Origin of the sequence: Massilia agilis, from assembly GCF_024756255.1 — a bacterium.
In the GTDB taxonomy this organism is placed as follows: Bacteria; Pseudomonadota; Gammaproteobacteria; order Burkholderiales; family Burkholderiaceae_D; genus Telluria; species Telluria agilis.
On sequence record NZ_JANUHB010000001.1, the window covers coordinates 588,530 to 605,205 of the forward strand.

The 16,676-nt window shown below is 70.4% G+C and carries 14 protein-coding genes and 1 tRNA gene; 9 read left to right on the forward strand and 6 right to left on the reverse strand.

What is annotated here, in order from left to right; all coding sequences use genetic code 11:
* Positions 1-66: 66 nt before the first annotated feature.
* The 6 genes from crcB to NX774_RS02660 form a co-directional block, all read right to left on the reverse strand.
* Positions 67-450: a fluoride efflux transporter CrcB gene (gene crcB / locus NX774_RS02635; protein ID WP_258820591.1), complete on the reverse strand. Its 384-nt coding sequence runs from the start codon at positions 448-450 to the stop codon at positions 67-69.
* Positions 435-893: a molybdopterin synthase catalytic subunit MoaE gene (gene moaE / locus NX774_RS02640; RefSeq protein ID WP_258820592.1), complete on the reverse strand. Its 459-nt coding sequence runs from the start codon at positions 891-893 to the stop codon at positions 435-437. Before moaE ends, crcB begins: the two co-directional genes overlap by 16 nt.
* Positions 890-3,445, reverse strand: coding sequence for a DUF349 domain-containing protein (locus tag NX774_RS02645; RefSeq protein ID WP_258820593.1), 2,556 nt, complete (start codon positions 3,443-3,445; stop codon positions 890-892). Before NX774_RS02645 ends, moaE begins: the two co-directional genes overlap by 4 nt.
* Before the next feature lie 95 nt (positions 3,446-3,540).
* Positions 3,541-4,143 carry a hemerythrin domain-containing protein gene (locus NX774_RS02650; RefSeq protein ID WP_370660395.1) on the reverse strand — a complete coding sequence of 201 codons (603 nt, stop codon included), beginning with the start codon at positions 4,141-4,143 and terminating at the stop codon, positions 3,541-3,543.
* A 266-nt stretch (positions 4,144-4,409) separates the two neighbouring features.
* Positions 4,410-5,384: a DUF2804 domain-containing protein gene (locus tag NX774_RS02655; protein ID WP_258820595.1), complete on the reverse strand. Its 975-nt coding sequence runs from the start codon at positions 5,382-5,384 to the stop codon at positions 4,410-4,412.
* Entirely contained in the window at positions 5,381-6,625 is a 1,245-nt protein-coding gene (locus NX774_RS02660; protein WP_258820596.1) for a winged helix-turn-helix domain-containing protein, read from the reverse strand. The genes NX774_RS02655 and NX774_RS02660 overlap by 4 nt, the downstream gene beginning before the upstream one ends.
* Before the next feature lie 113 nt (positions 6,626-6,738).
* On the opposite strand from NX774_RS02660, the gene NX774_RS02665 reads away from it, so the two are divergent.
* The 9 genes from NX774_RS02665 to NX774_RS02705 all read left to right on the forward strand — a co-directional run bounded on the left by NX774_RS02665 (position 6,739) and on the right by NX774_RS02705 (position 16,608).
* Positions 6,739-7,983, forward strand: a complete 1,245-nt coding sequence (locus tag NX774_RS02665; protein ID WP_258820597.1) for an exonuclease SbcCD subunit D C-terminal domain-containing protein — start codon at positions 6,739-6,741, stop codon at positions 7,981-7,983.
* Positions 7,980-11,738, forward strand: coding sequence for an AAA family ATPase (locus tag NX774_RS02670; protein WP_258820598.1), 3,759 nt, complete (start codon positions 7,980-7,982; stop codon positions 11,736-11,738). Before NX774_RS02665 ends, NX774_RS02670 begins: the two co-directional genes overlap by 4 nt.
* Before the next feature lie 38 nt (positions 11,739-11,776).
* Positions 11,777-11,989, forward strand: coding sequence for a hypothetical protein (locus tag NX774_RS02675; protein WP_258820599.1), 213 nt, complete (start codon positions 11,777-11,779; stop codon positions 11,987-11,989).
* Positions 11,989-13,155: a 50S ribosomal protein L11 methyltransferase gene (locus NX774_RS02680; protein WP_258820600.1), complete on the forward strand. Its 1,167-nt coding sequence runs from the start codon at positions 11,989-11,991 to the stop codon at positions 13,153-13,155. The genes NX774_RS02675 and NX774_RS02680 overlap by 1 nt, the downstream gene beginning before the upstream one ends.
* Before the next feature lie 59 nt (positions 13,156-13,214).
* Positions 13,215-13,291: transfer RNA gene (locus NX774_RS02685), tRNA-Met, on the forward strand.
* A 60-nt stretch (positions 13,292-13,351) separates the two neighbouring features.
* Positions 13,352-13,582, forward strand: a complete 231-nt coding sequence (locus NX774_RS02690) for a hypothetical protein (protein WP_258820601.1) — start codon at positions 13,352-13,354, stop codon at positions 13,580-13,582.
* Positions 13,583-13,586: 4 nt separating this feature from the next.
* A complete protein-coding gene (dbpA, locus tag NX774_RS02695; RefSeq protein WP_258820602.1) occupies positions 13,587-14,990 on the forward strand; it encodes an ATP-dependent RNA helicase DbpA in 1,404 nt (467 codons plus the stop codon).
* 72 nt (positions 14,991-15,062) lie between these two features.
* Positions 15,063-16,184: a PEGA domain-containing protein gene (locus NX774_RS02700; RefSeq protein ID WP_258820603.1), complete on the forward strand. Its 1,122-nt coding sequence runs from the start codon at positions 15,063-15,065 to the stop codon at positions 16,182-16,184.
* Positions 16,185-16,194: 10 nt separating this feature from the next.
* Complete coding sequence (locus NX774_RS02705; RefSeq protein WP_258820604.1) at positions 16,195-16,608, forward strand: TssQ family T6SS-associated lipoprotein; 414 nt, start codon at positions 16,195-16,197, stop codon at positions 16,606-16,608.
* Positions 16,609-16,676 lie beyond the last annotated feature (68 nt).

Sequence of the window (16,676 nt, forward strand, 5' to 3'; positions counted from 1 at the left end):
CAGCCAGGGCAGGCATAGCGGCGACGCATCCTTCAGTTGGACGCGTGGGCAGGAGACCTGCCCACCCTACGACATCGCCCGGAAGGTGGCGTAGCCGGCGATGCAGCAGCCGATCGAGCCGAGCAGGTGCAAGGCCGAGTGGCCCAGCGCCCAGCCGTACTGGCCACGCTGCAGCAGCATCATGGCTTCGCCCGAGAAGCTGGAAAACGTGGTCAGCCCGCCCAGGAATCCCGTGATCGCGAACAGCCGCCACTCCGGCGACAGGCCGGGGTGCGAGGAAAAGAACGCCAGCCCGATGCCGATCAGGTAGCCGCCGGCCAGGTTGGCCGTGAGCGTGCCCACCTGGACGTGGGCGTGCACGTCCGACAGCCACACGGCCAATCCCCAACGCAGCCATGCGCCGATGGCCGCCCCCACCCCCACCGCCAGCCAGCTCAACGGGCCGCCCATTTGGCCTTGGCGGTGTCGTCCGAATCGCGGGCGTCCACCCAGCGCCCGCCGTCGGGCGTCGCTTCCTTCTTCCAGAACGGGGCGTCGGTCTTGAGGTAGTCGATGATGAATTCGCAGGCGGCGAAGGCTTCGCCGCGGTGGCTGGATGCGACCGCGACCAGCACGATCTGGTCGCGCGGCAGCAAGGGGCCGATGCGGTGGATGACCAGCGCGCCCAGCAGCGGCCAGCGCGCACGCGCCTGTTCGACGATGTCTTCCAGCGCGCGTTCGGTCATGCCGGGGTAGTGTTCGAGCTCCATGCCGGCCACCTGGGCGCCATCGTTCATGTCGCGCACCGTGCCGACGAAGGTCACCACCGCGCCGGCGCGCGCGTCACCCGCGCGCAGGCGCGCCACCTCGGCGCCGAGGTCGAAATCCCCGGCCTGCACCCGTACTTCGATCATTTACCCTCCTTGGCCAGCCGCATGAGCAGGTGCTCGATGCGCGACGCGGTCCGCGCGTCGGTCAGCGCCGGCAGCGCGCACAGCTGGCGCAGCTCGGCCGCCGTGGTGGCCGGCTTGTGCCCCGACTTGAGCGAGGACTGCAGCACCTCCACCTGGAGCCTGAGCCGGTCGCGCGCGAACTCCGGACCGCTGTCAACGCCTGCAATGATCTCAAGGCGGAGCAATTCATGCAACAGTTTGGCGCGGTTCTGCTCGAGCAGGCGGGCGTAGGCCTGGGCCTGTGGCGCGGCGGTGGCCGCGAGGGCGTCGCCAAAACGCTGGCGCAGCACGGCGTCGTAGTCGGCCGGCACGGCCGGGAGCTGGTCCCAGCGCGCCTGCCAGTCGGTGGCGGCGGCGTCCAGCGCCGGGTCGGCGACGGCGGCCTCGAGCTCGTGGATCAGGCGCAGGCGCTCGCGCAAGGCGCTGGCCTGGGCCACACCGGCGGCGCGGCGCGCGGTGTCGGCATGGTGCTGCACCAGCGCGATGGCGTCGTGGTAGCGCTTTTCCAGCCGCGCCTCGTGCGCGCGTGGGACCGGGCCGGCCGCATGCCACTCGGCCGCGGCATCGCGCAGCAGCTTGCTGGCGGTGGAAGGCTGGGCCTGCGGCGCCGCCTCTTCCAGGCGGGCGCAGATCGCTTCCTTCACCGATTCGTGCGCGCGGCGCTCGGCGTCCAATGCATGCACGCTCTCCTTGCGGGCCGCGAACACGGCGTCGCAGGCGGCGCGAAAGCGCTGCCACAGCGCCTGCTCGTCCTTGCGTTCGAGCGGCAGCGCGCGGGCGTGCTCCTGCCAGCGCTGCTGGATCGCGCGCATCGCGTCCACCACGTGGCGGTCGTGCGGGTCGAGCGCGGCCACCTCGTCGATCAGCTCTTCGCGCTGCGACACCTCGCCCTTGCGCTGGTCTTCCAGCGGGCCTTGCAGCACCCCCAGCACCTCGGCGAATTCATGGTCCAGGCGTTTCTTGTCCTTGCGGTCGATGGCGCCCAGGTGGCTCCATGCGGTGCGCAGGCGCTGGACGGTGCCGGCCACATGCTTCCACTCGGCCGTGCCCTGCTCCAGGCGCGTGACCTCGGCCCGCGCTTCGTCCAGCAAGGCCTGGCCGCGCGCGGCATTGGCATGGCGTTCGTCGGCCAGGTGCTTGAAGTGCGCGGCGGCCGGCGCGTAGGCGGCGGTGCAGGCGGCGTCGAAACGCTCCCACAGGCTCTTGGGCGCGGGGCCGGAGATGCTGTCGAGCGCCTTCCAGCGCTCGCGCATGCTGCCCACCTTCTTGGCCAGGTCGCTCATCGACAGCTGCTGGGTGGACAGGGTCTCGACCGACTTGACCAGCTCCTCGCGCGAGACGTTGCCGCCCCAGCGCGCCCAGTCCGAGAGCCGTTTGAGCTCGGCGCGCGCGTGGGCCAGCCGGTCGGCCTGCGCGCTGGTCAGGCGCATTCCCTTGTCGCGGCTGTCCTTGAGCGCCTTGTCCAGGTCCGCCGCAGTGCCGAGCGAGCCCTGGCGCAGCGCCGCTTCCATCGCGTCCAGCGTGTCAAGGAAGTGCTGGTCGGCGCCCTTGGGCGGCGCCTTGGCCGCGGGCGGGTTGGCCGGTTCTTTATGCTTGCGCTCGGGTTGCGGCAGGCTTGCCAGCAGCTCGTCGAAACGCTGCTGCTGCGCTTCCTGTACCGGGCCGCGCGGCGGCTGCCCCAGCTTTTGCCATGCCTTGCGCAGCGCCTCGGGCTGGAGCGACTCGCGCGAGGCGGCCAGCCACTCGGCCAGCTGGGCGTCGCGCGCGGCCAGAGCGGCCTGCCCTTCTTCGAGCGTGGCCAGGTTCGATGCCAGGCGCGCATGCGCGGCGGCGAATTCCGAGGCCAGCGCGCGCGGCAGCGACGCGTGTTCCGGCGCGGCCAGCGCGGCCTGCTGTTCCTGCTCCATCTGGGCCAGCCGCGCCCGCATCTCGTCGGCCGTCAGGCCTGCCGTTTCCAGCGCGCGCAGCGCCGCCAGGCGGTCGATCATGGCGCGCTGCAGCGCCACCTGCGCTTCCAGGCGCTGCCCGAGCTGGGCGCGCACGGCCTCGAACTGGCCGGTAAGCTCGGGCGCCGCGATCACCGACCATTTGCGGTCCAGTTCAGCGACGTGGTTCGGCGTGAGCAGCTCGTCGCGCAGCAGCGCCTGCGCCTGCTCGATGGCGGCCTGGGCGCGGCGCAGCTCGGACTCGTGGTGGCGGATCGCATCCAGGCGCGACTGCGCCAGCTTGGCCACGCGCCGGTCGGTGTTGCGCATCGCACTGTGGACGCGCTCGAGCTGTTCGGGGGAATGGACGAACTCGGCGGCAGCGAGCCGCAGTTCGGAGAATTCGCACTGGAGGATGAACTCGACGGCAGCGGCTTCGTTACCGCCCAGCTGCCGGAGCTTGTCGGCCTGCAGCTCGCGCTGCGAGCCCGCCGCCGTGGCCGCCTGTTGTGCTGGCGGCGCCGCCTGCCCGGCCGGCGGATCGCCCGGCTTGTTGTCGCCCGGGCGCTTGAAGAGAAACTCGAACATGATGAAGTCGCACTTCCAAAACCCCCATCATAACAAAGAACGATGGGCGGCCTGGCGCGGCCGGGCTGCCGCGCGCGGAACGCCCCCGCACTGGCTCAGTGCACGAAGGACATCGGCGGGCCTTGCCGCTGGAGCCGCTCGGGCCGCGGCCGGTAGTTGCGGCCCAGCCGCGGGTAGCGCTCGCCACCCCGGCTTTCTTGCCTGTAGGCATCGTGCGCCAGCATCTGGTTGGCGATCGCGAACCAGGCCTCGCCTGAAATGACACTGGCGGCCAGTTCGAACAGTTCGCGTTCCTCGCGCTCGATGCGCGCCAGCAGCGCGACGCAGAACTGCTCGACCGCGGCGCAGAACTGGCGCACCCGGGCTTCGCTGTCGAGCGTGGCGCTCTCCACCACACGCAGCGCCGCCGCCATGGCGTCGGCCGCGGCCTGGCTGAGCGCGTCGAGCTCCTCGATCAGCTTGTCGGCCGCGCCGGTGGCGCGCCGCACCGCCGGGATCAGGAACTTGTCGAGCTTGCGCCAATGACAAGACTCGTACAGGCGCTTGAGGGCGTCGCACGTCATCTCGACCTGGGCCGGGGTCAGCGCCCTTTGCTGGAGGAAATTGGACTGGAGCAACTTCTGAAGCGATTGAAGGCTGGTACGAACGCTGGTTTGCTCCACAGACAGTGCTACCAGCGTATAGGTCGCAGTTAACATCTTGTCTCCTCCCAGAATTCTCGCCAACGCAAGCACCTGCCGGGAGAACGGCAAGCAACCGGGTTGGGAATGTCGTTTTGAACAGACCTTTGAGGAATTTTATTATTGTCATCGGCCCGCAGGAACTAGTAGTGTAAAGAGCCCCGACAGCAAAGGTTTGATATTTCGCAAACCACTAGCCTTTGGTCCTACACGCTGCGTCAACCTGTTGCCGCGCCGGGCGTTGCAACGTGCCACGCAGCCATAATCATGTCAGCAGAAGAAAGTTACCAGCGCGCATGGTGCTGCTCGACCATGCCGGCCAGCCGCCGCACCGCGCGCGGCGCAGCATCCGGCGTTGCCCGCACCCAGCCGTCGAACACGCCGATCTGCTGCCGCAGCCGGCTGCTGGCCACCAGCAGTTGCTTGTCGTCGCGGCGCTCGCCGTCGGGGGTGAAATGCAGCTCCACCAGGCCGTCGGCGGTGCGCACGCATAGGCCTTCGGGCGTCATGTCGAAACGGGCCTCGCCCAGCGGCAACAGCTTACCGTCCAGCCACAATGCGTTCTCGGCCCCGCCGAAATAGCCCTGCTGCAAATTGATGCCCACGTCCGGCCCGTGCGCCGACAGCCAGCGCCACCCGGTGCTGCGGCCCAGCATGCCGTTGGAATAGTCCATGATCGCTACCCCCTCGTCGAGCACGAAACGGCGGCCACCCGCCACGGCCACGCCGGCCACGGTCATGGCGCCCGACTTTTGCGTCGCGTGCACCGATCCGCCCTCGGCCGGGCCGATGGCGAGCAGGTGTGCGGCCGCACCGCCGTAGGCCGCGTCGATGCGCAGGCCACGCGCGGACAGGCCAAGCATCCAGTCCTCGGTGCCGGCCGGCAGGATGTCGATGCGCTCCGAGAACGAACGGTAGCTCCCGGGCACGCGCGCGTTGGCGCCGACCTGCGCCCCCATGCCGGGCAGGCCGACCGACGAGAAGCAGGCAATGTCCCGGCCCGTCGCACGCTCGAACACGTAGCCGAACGCGCTCGAACCCCAGCCCACGTGCACCAGGGCCGTGGCGCAGTACACCTCGTCGGTCACGATGCCGACGAAATGCCAGCGCTTGTGGTGCAGCCGGCGCCACAGCGCACTGCGCCGGAACGGTTCGGCCAGCGTGTGCCAGCCGAAGGACTCGGCCAGTCCCGCGTAGCGCCCAAGGCGCGGCTGGCCGTCGGCGCCGACGGCGTGCAGGGGGGCGGCCGGCAGCGTCATGCGGCCACCTTGTCGTCGGTGGCGCACGCGCCCAATGCCGCCGCCAGCTGCCGCCCGAACGCGGCCGGCTCGGCATGCGTCACTTCCACCGAGGCGCACCCGTGCCAGCGCGCGCAGCGCTGCAGCGCCGCCGCAATGTCGCGCGTGAAGCGCTCGCTCACGCGCGCGCCCGGCTCCAGGATCACCGACTTGAGCTCGAATGCGCCGTGGCGGCGGTGCGCCTTGGCGTCGATCCGCCCGACCAGCGCGCCGCGCCGCAGGATCGGCAGCGTGAAGTAGCCGTAGCGCCGCTTTTCGGCCGGGGTGTAGCACTCGAGCCGGTAATCGAAGCCGAACAGGTCGAGCGCGCGGCGGCGGTCCCACACGATCGGGTCGAACGGCGACAGCAAGGTGGTCAGGGTTGGCGCCAGTGCGCCTTGCGCGGCCTCGCGCGCGGCCTGCTCATGCTCAGGGTGGATATAGACCGGGTCGTCCCAGCCCTCGACCCGCGCCTGCAGCAGCTCGCCGCGCGCAACCAGCTGGTCCGGGTCAGGATGGGGGCGCCGCGTACGGTGATAGTCTGGAATCCAGGCCGCGCGCGCCAGGCCCAAAGCGCGCACCGCGCGCAGCACGAACTGGCGCCGCACCTCGGGCAGCGCCGGCGCCTGGCTGTCGTCCCACGACGGGTGCACGCGCTCGGCCAGGTCGTAGATGCGCTGGAAGTTGTGGCGCCGCGCGATCATCAGCTTACCCGAAGTGAACAGCACCTCGAGCGAGCGTTTCTCGGGCTTCCATTCCCACCAGCCGCCGACCTTGCCGTCGGTGCGCTCGAAATCGCTCGAGCGCGCCGGGCCGTTGGCGCGGATGTGGTCCATCACCTTGGCCACCTCGGCGGCGCGCTCGCGCATCCAGGTTTCGGAGTACTTCCAGCCCATCGCGCCGGGATCGAGCATGCGGTGGCGGTACAGGCCGTAATCCTCGATCGGCAGGAAGCACGCTTCGTGCGCCCAGTATTCGAACAGGCTGCCCTCTTCCAGCAGTTGGTCCAGCCACTCGGGCCGGTAATCGCCCAGCCGGCTCCACAGCACGAAATACGGGCTGCGCGCAACCACGTGGATGGTGTCGATCTGGAGCATTTCCATGCGCCGAATCGCCTCCAGCACATCGGCCTTGGTGGCGCGGCGCCGGCGCGGCTGCAGCATGCCCTGCGCATGAAGGTGAAGGGCGCGCGCGGCGCCGGGGGAAAGGGTCAGTTCGCTCATGCCAGCATTGTAATAACGTTTCGTCAACGCTGGTCAAGGGCTCCCGACTTTTTCTCGGCAGCGGCCCGATGGCTGAGCTATAGTAGCGCCGGCTTCCCTTCCCTTCGATTCCCATGCGCCTGCTGCACACGTCCGACTGGCACCTCGGCCAGACCCTGCACAACTTCGACCGGAGCTACGAGCACCAGTGCTTCCTCGACTGGCTGGTCGAGACCATCGTGGCCGAACAGGCCGACGTGCTGCTGGTCGCGGGCGATGTGTTCGACAACGCCAACCCGTCGGCACAGTCGCAGCGGCAGCTGTACCGTTTCCTGCAGCAGGCGCGCGAGCGCGCCCCGTGGCTGCAGGTGGTGGTCATCGCCGGCAACCACGATTCGCCGGGCCGGCTGGAGGCACCCGCCCCGCTGCTGCAGGCGCACGGCGCCACCGTGGTCGGCCACGTGGTGCGCGGCGAAGACGGCGAAATCGACCTGGCGCGCCTCCTGGTGCCGCTGGCCGATCGCGCCGGCCAAGTGCAGGCATGGTGCCTGGCGATCCCCTTCCTGCGGCCCGGCGACGTGCCGCGGACCGAGGGCGAGAGCGAAGGCGATCCTTACCTGCAGGGCGTGGCGCTGCTGTACCGCCAGGCGATCGAGCTGGCACGCGCGCGCTGCGCTGAAGGCCAGGCGATCGTCGCCATGGGTCACTGCCACATGGTGGACGGGCAGGCTTCGCTGGACTCGGAGCGGCGCATCGTCATCGGCGGCACCGAAGCCTTGCCGGCCACGATGTTCGGCGCTAGCGTGGCGTACGCCGCGCTCGGGCACCTGCACCTGGCCCAGCGCGTGGGCCAGCAGGAACACCTGCGCTACAGCGGCAGCCCGCTGCCGCTTTCGTTCTCCGAGGTGAACTACCAGCACCAGGTGCTGCGCATCGACCTTGACGGCAGCGCGGTGCGCGAGGTCACGCCGATCCGCGTGCCGCGCGCGGTGGAGCTGCTGCGCGTGCCGCAAGCGCCCGCGCCGCTGGCCGAGGTGCTGGCCGCGCTCGAAGCGCTCGACCTGCCCGAGCTTCCGGCCCACGCCCAGCCCTATCTCGAGGTGCGCGTGCTGCTCGAGGGCCCCGAGCCCGGCCTGCGCGCGCAAATCGAGGCCGCCATCGCCGGCAAGCCGGTGCGCCTTGCCAAGATCGAACCGACGCGCAAGGTGGCGACCGCCGCGCCGCTGGATGATGCGATGACGCTCGACCAGCTGGCCCAGCTCAAGCCTGACGACATCTTCCGCCGCCTGTACCAACAGCGCTACGGCGAGGAGGCGCCGGCCGAGCAGCTGGCCGCGTTCACCGAGCTGATGCTGGCCGGCGCCACGGAGGCGGCATGAGGATCCTGCGCATCGGCGGCCGCAACCTGGCCTCGCTGGCGGGCGACTTCTGCGTCGATTTCGAAGCCGAGCCGCTTGCGTCCAGCGGCCTGTTCGCCATCAGCGGGCCGACCGGCGCGGGCAAGAGCACTCTGCTCGACGCGCTGTGCCTGGCTCTGTACGGCACCACCCCGCGCCTGCCCAAGAGCGCGCGCGGGGCCAGCGCGCTGCCGGACGTGAACGGCGAACCGGTGTCCACCGTGGACCCGCGCAACCTGCTGCGGCGTGGCGCGGGCGAGGGCTATGCGGAAGTGGACTTCGTGGGCAACGACGGCCTGCGCTACCGCGCGCGCTGGAGCGTGCGCCGCTCGCGCAACAAGCCGGGCGGGCCGCTGCAGGCCGCCGCGATGACGCTGCATCGCCTGCCCGAGCTGGCGCCGGTGGGCGGCACCAAGTCCGAGGTGGCAAGCGAGATCGTGCAGCGCATCGGCCTGTCGTTCGAGCAGTTCACGCGCGCCGTGCTGCTGGCGCAGAACGAATTCTCCGCCTTCCTGCGCACCGACGAAAACGAGCGCGGCGAACTGCTCGAAACCCTCACCGGCAGCGCGGTGTACAGCGACATCTCCAGGCGCGCCTTCGAGCGCTGCAAGCGCGAGCAGGAGGCGCTGCGCGTACTCAGCCAGCAGCTGTCGCGCCAGGTGCCGCTGTCCGCCGAGGCGCGCGCCACGCTGGACGCCGACCGCGCCCAGGCCGAGCTCGAACTGCAGGCGGTGGATGCGCGCCGCGCGCTGCTCGAACAGCAGAAGCGCTGGCACGACGAACTGGCCAAGCTCACCCGCAACGAGGCGGCGGCGCAGGATGCGCTGGCCGAGGCGCGTGCGCGCGTGGACGCGGCGGCGCAGCGCCGGCGCCACCTGGCGACACTGGAAGCGCTGCAGCCGGCGCGCGCATTGCTCGCCGAGGCCCAGCGGCTGGAACGCGAGCTGGCACAGGCGCAGTCCGCTGCCGGGCATGCCCAGCGCGAGCTCGAAAGCGCAACCACCGCACAGCAGCAGGCCGCGCACGAACTGGCGGCAGCGACGCAGGCGCTGGCGATGGCCGAAGCCGCGCAACGCAACGCCGCCCCGGCGCTCGACGCGGCCAAAGCACTGGACGCCGCGATCGTCGCCTTGAGCCCGGCCCTCGACCAGGCACGCACGGCGATGGAGTCGGCGCAGCGGGGCGCCGCCGACGCGGCGCAAATCCTGCAAACGAAGCGCGACGCCCACGCGGCGGCGGTCGCCGCGCAGCAGGCCGGCGTTGCCTGGCTTGCCGCGCACGCGCACCACGAACCGCTGGCCACACAGTGGGAACGCTGGGACAACCTGCTGGCACAGGCGGCCAACGCGGCGCAAGCCGACGCCGATGCTGCGGCGGCCCTTGCCACGGCCGGGCGCAACGCCGAGGCGAACGCGCAAGCCGGGCAGCAAGCGGCAACGGCACTCGAGCAGGCGGCAGCCGCGCTGCGCGAGCACGAGTTAGCCCTGCAGCGCGCAAGCGACGCGCTTGCCGGCTTCGATGACGCGGCCCTGCGCCAGGCGCGCCAGGCGCAGGACGCGCGGCGCGAGCAGCTTGCCACGCTCGAGAAGACATGGTCGGCACTGTCATCCACGCGCAAGCGCATGGCACAGCTGGACGAGCAGCGCACCGCTGCCGAAAGTGCGCGCCAGCAGGCCGAAACTGCGCTGGCCACGGCGGCGGCACAAGCGCAGGCGCTGGGCGGCGCAGCCGAACAGGCCGAACGCGCCCTCGCCGGCGCCGAGCTGGCCTGTGCCGACAGCGTTGCCAGCCTGCGCGCCCAGCTCGCGGACGGCGCGGCCTGCCCCGTGTGCGGCGCCCTGGAGCATCCCTACCATCACCAGGACGAGCGCTTGCAGGCCGTGCTCGACGGCCTGCGCGCCGAGGTGGTGCGCTGCCGGGCTGCGGCACAGGACAACCTGGCCGCGCAGGCGGCGCAGCGCACGGCGGCAGCGGGCGCACGCGAGCGCTTGTCCACGCTGGACACCGAGCGCGCGGCCCTTGTCCCGGCCCTGGACGAGCTGTCGCGGGCGTGGGAGGCACACCCGCTTGCACACGCCGCGCCGGGCGAAGACGAGCGCACCGGCTGGCTGGCCGCACAACAGCAGGCACTGCGGGACCAAGCCGCAGAACTGGACCGGCACGAACAATCGGCACAGCGTGCACGCGCGGCGCGCGACAACGCCCAGCAAGCATGCGACAAGGCGCGCACCGGCCATGCCCGGCTGCTGGAAGCGGCCCATGCGGCGCAAGCGGAAGCGGCGCGCCTGAAGGCAGAGCTGGACACGCTTGCTGCAAAGCGGGAAGCCGCCGCAAGCGCCCTGGCCGCGATCCTGCGCGAACTGGAGCAGCCACTGTCGCAGGCCGACAGCGACGGCTGGCAGGCCCGATGGCGCAAGGACCCGAACGCCTACCGCGCGAGCCGCGCCGCCGAGGCAAAGGCGTGGACCGAACAGTCGCACCGGCTCACCCGCAGCGACAACGAGATCGCCACGCTGGAGGTCCAGCTTGCCGCCGCAGCAGCCAATGCCGGGCAGGCGGCGCGGCTGGCCAGCGAGGCTGCGGCCCAGTTCCGGCGTGCCGACGCACAGGTCAAGGACAAGCTGGGCGAGCGCGCCGCACTCTTCGACGGCAAGCCAGTGCAGCAAGTCGAACAGACCCTGGCACAGGCGATCGGGCAGGCCCGCGCCAAGCTCGCGGAGCGGCAGGCGGCAAGTGCCCAAGCCGCCCAGCGCGAAGCCGCCGCGCGTGCCGGCGTGATCCAGTGCGACGAACGCCGCACGGCCTTGCATGCCGCATCCACCGCCGCCACGGCGCAGCTGTCCGCATGGCTCGATGACTATGCCCGGCAGCATGCGGACCTGGAACCGGTTGCCGACAGCGCCGCCCTGGCCGCCCTGCTGCACACCACGCAGGAGGACGTAGCCCGGGCGCGCGCCGCGCTGGCCGAACTGGACGCGCAGGCCGCAAGCGCCGGCACCGTGCTTGCCGAGCGCCGTGCACAGCGCGAGCTGCACGCCGGCAGCGCGCTGCCCGATGCGCTGGCCAGCGCCGACGACGTGGAAGCGGCGCTGGCGGTGGTCAATCTCGAACGCGGCGCCCTGCTCGAACGCGCCACGGCGCTGCGCATGCAGGCCGCGCAGGACGACGAGCGGCGAGCGCAGGGCCAGGCCCTGCTGGCCGAGATCGAACGCCAGCAGGCCGAGGAGCAAAAATGGGCCAAACTGTCGGAGCTCATCGGATCGAGCGACGGCAAGAAGTTCCGCAATTACGCACAGCAGTTCACGCTGGACGTGCTGCTCGGTTACGCCAACCACCACCTGGCGCAACTGGCGCGCCGCTACCGGCTCGAACGGGTGGTCAACACGGGCGGTCCCTCGCTCGCGCTGATGGTGCGCGACCAGGACATGGGCGGCGAGGTCCGCCCGGTCAATTCGCTCTCCGGCGGCGAGACCTTCCTGGTGTCGCTCGCGCTGGCGCTGGGGCTGGCGTCGCTCTCGTCCAACCGCGTGCGGGTCGAATCGCTGTTCATCGACGAGGGCTTCGGGAGCCTGGACAGCGACACGCTCGGGGTGGCGATGGATGCGCTGGACGCGCTGCAGGCGCAGGGCCGCAAGGTGGGGGTGATCTCGCACGTGCAGGAGATGACCGAGCGGATCGCGGCGAAGATCGTGGTGCGCCCGGCCGGCGGCGGCGCGAGCGCCATCTCGGTGCAGTAGCCGATGCTACAATGCGCCCTTTTCCGCATTCATCCATCATGACCAAACCAGCACGCTTCCTGACCTTCAAGTGCGCCAAGTGCGCCAAGCCGGTCAAGGTCCAACTGCAGAAAGTGTCGGCCTGCTCGCACATCCAGCCCTACCTGGGCGTGTGCGACTGCGGCGAGGTCAAGCTGCACGCCACCGGCAACCCGGACGCGGTCAAGTCCTTCCTCGAATCCGGCGGCATCGACTGGCACCACCACCATTGATGAGCGAACCCGCGCGCATCCACTGGACTGAGGGGGGCGAAGACCGCTCGGCCCTGTGGCACTCCGAAAGCGGCTGGCCCGCGCCCAAAAAGGTGGTGCTGGCCGACGACACCATGCCGGCCGATGTGGCCTACCGGCTTGCGCTGGAGGGCACGGGCCTGTTGTGGCGCGGCGACTTCCAGAACGCGCGCCAGCTGCTGCAGGCACTGGTGCGCCGCATCGAGCACAAGGGTGCACGCGCCAAGCGTGCCAGGACCGCCAAGCCGGCCGCCAGCCCTGCCGAACTGTTCCACCGCCACCGCCTGACCCAGCTGCAGCGCGCCCGCCTGCTGGCGATGCTGCTAATCCCGATCGAAGGCGATTTTGCGATCCAGCTGCGCCGCGCGCCGGACGTGCGCGAGGCCTGCCTTGAAGCGTATGGGCCGGCCAGCGGCGAGCGCCTCGTGATCTCGCTGCGCGAGCTGCTGGGCCTGATCGGCGCGCATGAGTGGCGGCGCAAGGGCGTCTTCATTCCCGCGCTCGGCGAGCGCATCCACCCGTGGTACGGCGTGTTTTCGCCGGTGCGAGGCGAGTACGTGGACCTGGTGGCGCAGGCGCCGCTGCCGCCGGGCGCGGAGCATGCGTTCGACATCGGCACCGGCACCGGCGTGCTGGCGGCCCTGCTAGCAAAGCGCGGCATCAAGCGGGTGCTGGGTACCGACATGGACGAGCGGGCGCTAGGCTGCGCGCGCGAGAACATCGAACGGCTGGGCGTTGGCGCGCAGGTTGAACTCATCAAGGCCGACCTGTTCCCGGAAGGGCGCGCGCCGCTGGTCGTCTGCAATCCGCCGTGGTTGCCGGGCAAACCCAGTTCGTCCATCGAATACGCGATCTACGACCCGGATAGCCGCATGCTGCGCACGTATCTCGACGGCCTGGCGGCGCACCTGGCCGAGCACGGCGAGGGCTGGCTGATCCTGTCGGACCTGGCCGAGCACCTGGGCCTGCGCACGCGCGAGCAGCTGCTGGGCTGGATCGATGCCGCCGGCCTTGAAGTGATCGCGCGGCTGGACACGCGCCCGGTGCACGGCAAGGCCAGCGACGCCGACGACCCGCTGCACGCGGCCCGCTCGCGCGAAGTGACGTCGCTGTGGCGCTTGCGCGCAAAACGCAACGCTGCCGTATGACCGGCGCGCGTTCCCGATTTGCGCCGGGGCCGCATACGCGATACAATTTGGGCATCAGACGCGGGGTGGAGCAGTCTGGCAGCTCGTCGGGCTCATAACCCGAAGGTCACAGGTTCAAATCCTGTCCCCGCAACCAAATACTGGGCCCGACTGTCCCTCGCAGCCGGGCTTTTGTTTTGTGTGGCAGCGCGGCCCGATGAGAGACAAGAAAGACAACGCAACATTCGACCTGCCTGGCTTCGAAGACGCCTTCGCGCTGCCGCCGCAATCCGTTGAACCCAAAAAGCCCGGCACCCGCCCGCGCCGCGTCGCACTCAAGCAAGAGCAGCTCCAGCTGCTCGAAGAGACCGACGCCACCGGCCTGCCGGTGTGGAAGCGCGACGACAACCTCGACCTGACCGGCTTGCCGGTCTGGGCACCAGCCTGACCGCATGTCCACCTCCTTCTCCACACTGCCGCTTGCGGCGCCCTTCCTCTCGAACCTGAACAATCTCGGCTACCACGCCATGACGCCGGTGCAGGCCGCCAGCCTGCCGCACGCGCTGGCCGGGCGCGACCTGATCGTGCAAGCGCACACCGGCAGCGGCAAGACGGCCTCGTTCGGCATCGGCATGCTGCACCGGCTCAACCCGGCGCTGTTCTCGGTGCAGGGCCTGGTGCTGTGCCCGACGCGCGAACTGGCCGACCAGGTCGCGGGCGAGCTGCGCCGGCTGGCGCGCGGCGTGGGCAACGTCAAGATCCTGACGCTGACCGGCGGCGTGGCATTCCGCCCGCAGGTGGCCTCGCTCGAACATGGCGCGCACATCGTGGTCGGCACCCCGGGACGCATCCGCGACCACCTGGGCAAGCGCACGCTGGACTTGAAGCGCGTGAACACGCTGGTGCTGGACGAAGCGGACCGCATGACGGACATGGGCTTTTACGAGGATATCGCGGCGATCGCGAGCGACTGCCCCGCCTGGCGCCAGACACTGCTGTATTCGGCGACCTACCCCGACGACATTCGCGCCGCCACCGCGGCGCTGCTGCGCGATCCGCTCGAAGTGGCGGTGGAAGGCGGCCAGCAGGCGGCGCGCATCGAACAGCGCTTTTACGAAGTCGGTTTCGACGCGCGCGATGCCGCCGTGGCGACGCTGCTGGCAAGCCTGCGCCCCACTTCCGCCATCGTCTTCTGCAATACCAAGGCGCATTGCGAAGAGCTGGCGGCAGCGCTGCGCGCGCAAGGTTTTTCGGCGCGCGCCCTGTTCGGCGAACTGGAACAGCGCGAACGCGACGAAACGCTGCTGCTGTTCGCGCACCGCAGCTGCCAGGTGCTGGTGGCCACCGACGTGGCTGCGCGCGGCCTGGACATCGCGGACCTGGACCTGGTGATCAACGCCGGCATGCCCAAGGACGCGGAAGTGTACGTGCACCGCATCGGCCGCACCGGGCGTGCCGGCAGCGAGGGCCTGGCGGTTTCGGTGTGCACGCCGGGCGACAAGAAGTGGGTGGCGCGCGTGGAGGAACTGCAGGGCAGCCCCGCGCAGTGGCACCCGCTGCCGTCCCCGCCTGATGCCGCCCCGCCCGGGCCGGCCCCGATGGTCACGCTGTGCATTGCCGGCGGCAAGAAGGACAAGCTGCGCCCCGCCGACCTGTTGGGCGCGCTGACCGGCGAAGCGGGCCTGACGCGCGAGCAGGTCGGCAAGATCGACATCACCCAGTTCGCCAGCTACGTTGCGCTGGCGCGCCCGGCCGCGGCGCAGGCGTTCGAGCGCCTTTCCGCCGGGAGCCCGCTGGGTCCGGAATACGGGGCGTTCAAGGGGCGTTACTTCCGGATGCGTTTCATCGAGGCCTAGGCGCGCACGGTTGAGCGGGCCACCGACACGCCCGCCTGGAATCTGGCATTATTTGCAACAAATGAGGTTTGCATGATGACCAGTCCAAGCACAATCCGATCTCCCACGCTTGCGCGCACGGTGCGCCAGGTGGTGTCGCAGCAGCCGGAGCAGGTGAACGAAGTTTGGTGCCGCAAGATCTTCCGCAACATCCTGCAGGCGCTCGAACGCCACCACGCGCTCAGGCAGCCGCACGCGCCCATCTCGCCCGACACCATCGGCTTTGACGCGCACGGCGACCCGGTCCTGCTGCCCGCTGACGGCGCCACAACCGAGCCGGGCGAGGCGGCCGACGTGCAGGCGCTCGGCGCAGTCGTGCACTACGCTATCACCTGGGAGCCGCAGCCACTCACGCTGCTGCGCACCCAGGCCCTGGACGGCTTCAGCGAGTCGCTGGTTGGCGCCGTCAACAAGTGCATCGCGCCCGACCCGGCCGAGCGGCCGCAGTCGATCGCCGAGCTGCGCAACCTGCTCGGCATCGTCGCGCTGGGGGCCGTCATACCGCATGCCACGCCCGAGCCAATCTTTGCGCCCGTCGAAACCACGCGCACGACGAGCATTTTCGGCCCCGACAAATGGCAGCGCTGGATGCTGATCTGCCTGGCGGCCGTGGTGCTGCTGGCCGCAGCCTCGGCGCTGTGGATGCTGCTGCGCGACGCGGATGGCGGCGACAACGTCGCGCTGACCTTGCCGGAGACGGTGCCAGCGTCGCACAGCGCCAGCCCCGGCGCGGCGCCGGCACACGTGCTGCCCGCTCCCTCCGCGCCGGTTGCGCCAGCCTCGCCGGCCGCCACGCCAGCCGTGCCGGACCACGCCACGACGGCCCTGCCCCCGGCTCCGACAACGCGCTCCATCGAACCGGAACCAGCCGCCAGCCCCCCTGCCCGCCCCGTTGCGCCCTCGGCAGCGCCTGCGCGCGACGCGCAGCAAGCGCCCTCCGTCACCTACAAACTAGTGGTCAAGCCGTGGGGAACCGTGTACGTGGACGGCGCCGAACGCGGCATCAGCCCGCCGCTCAAGCACCTGCGGCTGGCGCCGGGACAGCACACCGTGCGCGTGGTGAACCCGAACTACCGCGACCGCGTCCTGCGCATCGATGCGGAAAACAACCGCAACGGCCGCATCGACGTCGATTTTGGCCAACGGTCACGTTGAGGTGTATGTCATGAGAATCATCTTCCTGCCCACGCTGCTTGCGGCGAGCCTGCTGGCCGGCTGTGCCGACATGCCCGACCTGTTCGGCAGCACGCCGGCCCAGCCGCACCCGCGCGCCGAAAGCCTGTCCGCCACGCGCGAGCCGGCCGCCCTGCGCGAGGGAATCCATCTGTACAACGAAGGCGATTTCAATGGCGCGATCAAGCGGCTGTCCTCGCGCGAGATCGCCAACGGCTCGGTGAACGCACGCGTCACCGCGCTCAAGTACACGGCCTTCAGTTACTGCGTCACCAGCAGGCCAACGCAGTGCCAGCGCGCGTTCGAACGCGCAATCAGGCTGGATCCGAAATTCGACCTGGAGCCGGGCGAACACGGGCACCCGTTGTGGGGGCCGGTGTTCGCCAAGGCGAAGAACGGTCGCTAGAAGAGGCTTCCAACCGGGCTGCAGGCCTGGAGACTCGGCATGGGTCCCGGCCTGCGCCGGGACGACGG